We start from the raw sequence: 5,902 nt of genomic DNA on the forward strand, positions 1-5,902 counted from the left end.
CTTCTCGGTCGACCTGTCGGCCTTCGAAGGCGCGGTGAAGAGCTTCAGCAACAGCGCGGCGCTGCCGTTGTTCGAGTTGATTGCCGGCATCGTCCTGATGCTGTTCCTGAACTGGCAGCTCGCCGTCATCTCGCTGCTGGTGTTCCCGATCACCTTGATCGGTCCCCGCATCCTCACCCCGAAGGCGGTGCAGGCCAATTACGAGCAGAAGCTCAACGAGGCCGCGCTGCTCGGCATCGTTCAGGAGAACATCTCGGCGCAAGCCGTGATCAAGGCCTTCAGCCTGCACCGCAAAGTGTTCGGCTGGTTCTCATTCCGCAACGACGAGGCGCGCCGCAAGATCGGCGCGGCGATGTTCCTGTCGACCATGGTCGAGCGCACCGTCACCATCGCGGTGTTGCTGCTTCATTTGGTCGTGCTCGCACTTGGCGCCTATCTCGCTACCAAGGGCCAGATCACGGTCGGCACCTTCGTGACCTTCGAGAGCGCATTCTGGGAGGTGTCCTACAACATCGCCCACGTCATGCACTTCATTCCGGTGTCGATCTCCTCGGCCGCGGCGGTGCATCACATGCAGGAACTGCTGAGAGAGCCGACCCGCGGCATCGACCGGCCGGGCGCGCCGGATCTGCCGCGCATCAGCCACGACATCACCTTCGAGCGCGTCACCTTCCAGTATGAGGGCAGCGAGACGCCGGTGCTCGACAATCTCAGCCTCAAGCTCGATGTCGGCAAGCGCATCGCCATCGTCGGCCCCTCGGGATCCGGCAAGAGCACGCTGCTGAACCTGATCCTGCGGCTCTATGTGCCGGACGAGGGCCGCCTCACCATCGACGGCGTCGACATCCGCAAGGTCACCCGTGATTCCCTGCGCGGCAGCATGGCCGTGGTGTTCCAGGAGAACATGCTGTTCAACATGTCGATCCGGGAGAACATCCGGCTCGGCAAGGAGAACGCCACCGATGCCGAGGTGGTGGCGGCCGCGAAGAAGGCGGAGATCCATCGCTACATCATGAGCCTGCCGCAGAAATACGACAGCGTGGTCGGCGAGCGCGGCGATACGCTGTCGGGCGGCCAGCGCCAGCGCATCGCGATCGCGCGCGCCATCATCCGCAATCCTTCCGTGCTGCTGCTGGACGAGGCCACCTCGGCACTGGACCAGACCACGGAGGCGGCGATCAACCGCACCTTGCTGAAGGTCGCCAAGGGACGGACCATGATCTGGTCGACCCACCGCCTGACCTCGGTGGTGGAAATGGACGAGATCATCGTGATCTCCGGGGGGCGCGCGATCGAGCGCGGCACCCATGCCGAACTGCTCGCCAAGAACGGCACCTATCGCAAGCTGTGGAACGACCAGGGCCACAAGGTGGCCGCTGCTGCTCAGGCCGACGACGACAGCGACGATGACGACGAGGATGATGACGAGTGAGCGCCGGCCGGCGCGTCCGCGCCCGCCAACCGGTGCTTGAGGCCGCGCCCGAATGAGACGCCGAAGCGAGCCCAGCGCTGCGCCAGCCAATAGGGGCCGGTGCCGATCGAGACCGATTTGAACTGCCAAGCCTTGCGCATCGACCAGGCATCGCAGGCCTGCTTGAGCGGATCGGCGTAGAACGCCGCGATCTTGGCCTCGCCCATGCCCTGGCTTGCGAGCCATTGCGGAATGTAGACGTTGCAGAGCCGCTCGACGTCGGTGAACACCTTATCCGAGCCGGTGCCGGTAACGGGGCAGGTGGTCCGGAAGGCATCGCCCACCAGCACCAGGCCCGGCTGCTGATGGCCGCTGCTGACGGCGAGGTCGGCCGGGCGGACCTTGACCTCGCCTGATATGGCATAGTCGCCGGCGACCCGCCGGAATCCCGGCAGCACCGCGTCCAGCGCCTCGACCGGCGTGCGTCTGATCGCGCGCAGCCAGGGATCGTCGACCTCCCGATAGGCGAACAGGTTGGCCCGCATCCGGTCGCGGAGAGGAAACAGTGAGATATAGGGGATCCGCGCGCGCGCCCGCTCCTGGAAATAGGTCATGGCCGGGAACGGGAAGCCGGCGCGCCCGCGCGGGGCGATGTCGAAACCGATCGAGATCGAATGCGCGGCGCTTTCGATTCTCCTGACGATTCCGAGCCCATGGCGGAGCCCGACATTGAGCCCGTTGGCAAGCACGACTAGGCGGGCGGAGATGGTCTGGTCGTTCGACAGCACGATTCGCTGGCGGTCCTCGCTCGCGGTGACCGCCACGGCCTTGGCCACGATGCGCTCGACTCCAGGCGGAATCTCGTCGCGCAGCGCATTCACCAGCAAATCGTAGAGCAGGCCGTATTGCTCGCTCGGGCCCTTGTCCAGCACATAGCCGAATCGGGCGATCCAGTTCTGGCCGCTCGGCGTCGCCTTGCGGAGCACCGAATCGGCCAGCCCGGTGGCGCGGAAGCGTCCCAGTTGGGCAGGACCGGCCAGTTTTTCGATGCGAAAATCCGGCGGATAGACCACATGCGGATCGACCAGAATGGCCGCAATTCCGGCGCGACCGAGCATGGCGGCTGCGGTCGAGCCCGCCAGCCCCCCGCCAATAATGGCAACGTCGGTATGCTTCATGGCCATAGCCCTGCCCGGACCGGCCATCATTGCGCTCGAAATGACGAAAAAAGCCTTAGCTTTATTGTTTCCTAATATTTACGCCGGGTAAAATTAAATGCGGTCCTCTGGAACGGCAATAAACCTGACCTACATAGGTTGGTACGCCACTGCCGCTATGGCTTCGAATGACGACGGTGAAGCGGAAATCGCAGGGCGCAGAACAGCTTCTTCACGTAGCTTCCCGGTCGTTTTGCTTGACTTGGCTATTTACCGCTTATAAAAGGCGGCCACTCAACGACAGGCGGTGAGCATCGCTAGCGTCGGAACGGATCACCCATCCTGCTCAGAGATGAGCTACTGCTCGGAGACGGGCAGGGACGGGCACCACCCTCGACGAATGCCGCTCAAACGCTGTCGATTAAAGCTAGGCAATGCCAGAACGATTTTAGTTCTCTTGAGCGCGTTCTCTCGAGACCAAATTCGGATGCATGACCTCGGTGAACGGCTGAGCGGCTCACGCTGATCGGCTCTGACTGCGGTCCTCTGTGGCGTCAAGCGCTTTCCGTTCAGCGATGGGCGGTTGGCGTGTTTTCGTTTTGCGTGGATTTTTGCACGCCAAAGCGGCCAAACGGGGCGGGGAGCCTCGAACAAGAATTTGCGGAGCGCCGTCAAGGCTTTCCGTGCGAACGTTGAAGGGTAAGGCCAAGATGCCGACGATCAACCAGCTGATCGCAAGTCCGCGCGAGGTGCAGAAGTCGCGTAAGAAGGTGCCGGCGCTGCAGCAGTCGCCGCAGAAGCGCGGCGTTTGCACGCGCGTCTACACCACGACGCCGAAGAAGCCGAACTCGGCGCTTCGTAAGGTCGCCAAGGTGCGGCTGACCAATGGCTTCGAGGTGATCGGCTATATCCCGGGTGAAGGCCATAACCTTCAGGAGCACTCGGTGGTCATGATCCGCGGCGGCCGCGTCAAGGATTTGCCCGGCGTGCGCTACCACATTCTCCGCGGCGTGCTGGATACCCAGGGCGTCAAGAACCGTAAGCAGCGTCGTTCGAAGTACGGCGCGAAGCGTCCGAAGTAAGACGTTCAAGACAAGCGGGAAAAGACAACAATGTCGCGTCGCCATTCAGCCGAAAAGCGTGAAGTTCTTCCGGATCCGAAGTTCGGGAACATCATCGTCACCAAGTTCATGAATTCGATCATGTACGCCGGCAAGAAGTCGGTCGCCGAAGGAATCGTCTACGGCGCATTCGGCATTATCGAGGCCAAGACCAAGCAGAGCCCGCTGACGGTGTTCGAGCAGGCGCTCGAAAACGTCATGCCAACCATCGAGGTTCGCTCCCGCCGCGTCGGCGGTGCGACCTATCAAGTCCCGGTCGAGGTACGCTCGGTTCGCCGGCAGGCTTTGGGCATTCGCTGGCTGATCTCGGCCGCGCGTGACCGCAACGAGAAGACGATGACCGAACGGCTCTCGGCGGAGCTGCTCGATGCGTCGAATAGCCGGGGGAACGCCGTCAAGAAGCGTGAAGACGTGCACCGGATGGCTGAAGCCAACCGCGCCTTCTCGCACTATCGCTGGTAACGGCGAAACGAACGGAAATCAGGAAACAGGTCCATGCCCCGCCTTCATGCCATCGAGGACTACCGTAATTTCGGTATCATGGCGCATATCGACGCCGGTAAGACCACGACCACCGAGCGCATCCTTTATTATACCGGCAAGAGCCATAAGATCGGCGAGGTGCACGAAGGCGCCGCGACGATGGATTGGATGGAGCAGGAGCAGGAGCGTGGCATCACGATCACTTCGGCTGCTACCACCGCGTTCTGGAACGGCAAGCGCCTGAACATCATCGACACCCCCGGTCACGTCGATTTCACCATCGAAGTCGAGCGTTCGCTGCGCGTGCTCGACGGCGCCGTGTGCGTGCTCGACTCCAACCAGGGCGTCGAGCCGCAGACCGAGACCGTCTGGCGCCAGGGCGACAAGTACAAGGTTCCGCGCATCGTCTTCGCCAACAAGATGGACAAGACGGGGGCCGATTTCTTCAAGTGCCTGGCCGACATCGTCGACCGCCTGGGCGCGAAGCCGATTGCGATCCAGCTGCCGATCGGCGCTGAGAACAACTTCAAGGGCTGCATCGACCTCGTGAAGATGCAGGCCATCGTCTGGAACGACGAGGCGCTCGGCGCCAAGTTCGACTATGCCGAGATTCCGGCCGACCTCGCCGACCAGGCTGCCGAATATCGCGAGAAGCTGGTGGAAGCCGCCGTCGAGCTCGATGACGACGCCCTGGCTGCCTTCCTGGATGGCAAGGAGCCGGACGAGGCAACGCTGAAGCGGCTGATCCGCAAGGCGGTGTTGACCGGCGCTTTCTACCCGGTGCTGTGCGGTTCGGCCTTCAAGAACAAGGGCGTGCAGCCCTTGCTCGACGCCGTCGTGGACTATCTGCCGTCGCCGATCGACGTGCCTGCCATCAAGGGCACCGACGACAAGGGCAACGAGGTCGTGCGCAGGGCGGACGACAAGGAGCCCTTGGCGCTGCTCGCGTTCAAGATCATGGACGACCCGTTCGTCGGCACCATCACCTTCTGCCGCATCTATTCGGGCATCCTGCAGAGCGGCACCGGCGTCGTGAACTCGACCCGCGAGAAGAAAGAGCGTATCGGCCGCATGCTGCTGATGCATGCGAACAACCGCGAGGACATCAAGGAAGCCTATGCCGGCGACATCGTCGCGCTGGCCGGCCTCAAGGAAGCCCGCACCGGTGACACGCTGTGCGATCCGACCCATCAGGTGATTCTCGAAAAGATGGAATTCCCCGAGCCGGTGATCGAGATCGCGATCGAGCCGAAGTCGAAGGCCGACCAGGAAAAGCTCGGCATCGCGCTGGCGAAGCTCGCGGCGGAAGATCCGTCGTTCCGGGTGTCCACCGACCAGGAGTCCGGCCAGACCATCCTCAAGGGCATGGGCGAACTCCATCTCGACATCAAGGTCGACATCCTCCGGCGGACCTACAAGGTGGACGCCAACATCGGCGCGCCGCAGGTGGCGTTCCGTGAGCGCATCACCAAGAAGGCCGAAGTCAAGTACACGCACAAGAAGCAGACCGGCGGTACCGGCCAGTTCGCTGAAGTGTCGATCATCGTCGAGCCCAACGAGCCGGGCGGCGGCTATGTGTTCGAATCCAAAGTCGTCGGCGGTGCGGTTCCGAAAGAATACATCCCCGGCGTCGAGAAGGGCATCGAGAGCGTGCTCGGCTCCGGCGTGGTCGCCGGCTTCCCGGTGGTCGACGTCAAGGTGGCGCTGGTCGACGGCAAGTATCACGACGT

General features: G+C 62.8%; 5 protein-coding genes. 4 read left to right on the forward strand and 1 reads right to left on the reverse strand.

All coding sequences use genetic code 11. From position 1 onward, the window contains the following. Positions 1-1,432: ABC transporter ATP-binding protein (locus WA702_RS09145; RefSeq protein WP_425110200.1), on the forward strand; the 1,432-nt coding region annotated here is incomplete at its 5' end. On the opposite strand, the gene WA702_RS09150 is transcribed toward WA702_RS09145, so the two are convergent. Further along, positions 1,384-2,589 (reverse strand): FAD-dependent oxidoreductase, encoded by a 1,206-nt coding sequence (locus WA702_RS09150; RefSeq protein WP_425110201.1) that lies wholly within the window; start codon positions 2,587-2,589, stop codon positions 1,384-1,386. The two genes, WA702_RS09145 and WA702_RS09150, sit on opposite strands and share 49 nt — an antisense overlap. 689 nt (positions 2,590-3,278) lie before the next feature. On the opposite strand from WA702_RS09150, the gene rpsL reads away from it, so the two are divergent. The 3 genes from rpsL to fusA all read left to right on the forward strand — a co-directional run. Then, positions 3,279-3,650, forward strand: a complete 372-nt coding sequence (gene rpsL / locus WA702_RS09155) for a 30S ribosomal protein S12 (RefSeq protein ID WP_044538537.1) — start codon at positions 3,279-3,281, stop codon at positions 3,648-3,650. Positions 3,651-3,680: 30 nt separating this feature from the next. Next, positions 3,681-4,151 (forward strand): 30S ribosomal protein S7, encoded by a 471-nt coding sequence (rpsG, locus tag WA702_RS09160; RefSeq protein ID WP_425110202.1) that lies wholly within the window; start codon positions 3,681-3,683, stop codon positions 4,149-4,151. Positions 4,152-4,184: 33 nt separating this feature from the next. Next, the coding region (fusA, locus tag WA702_RS09165) for an elongation factor G (RefSeq protein WP_425110203.1) at positions 4,185-5,902 on the forward strand (1,718 nt) is incomplete at its 3' end.

This window comes from Bradyrhizobium sp. (assembly GCF_049798375.1).
In the GTDB taxonomy this organism is placed as follows: Bacteria; Pseudomonadota; Alphaproteobacteria; order Rhizobiales; family Xanthobacteraceae; genus Bradyrhizobium.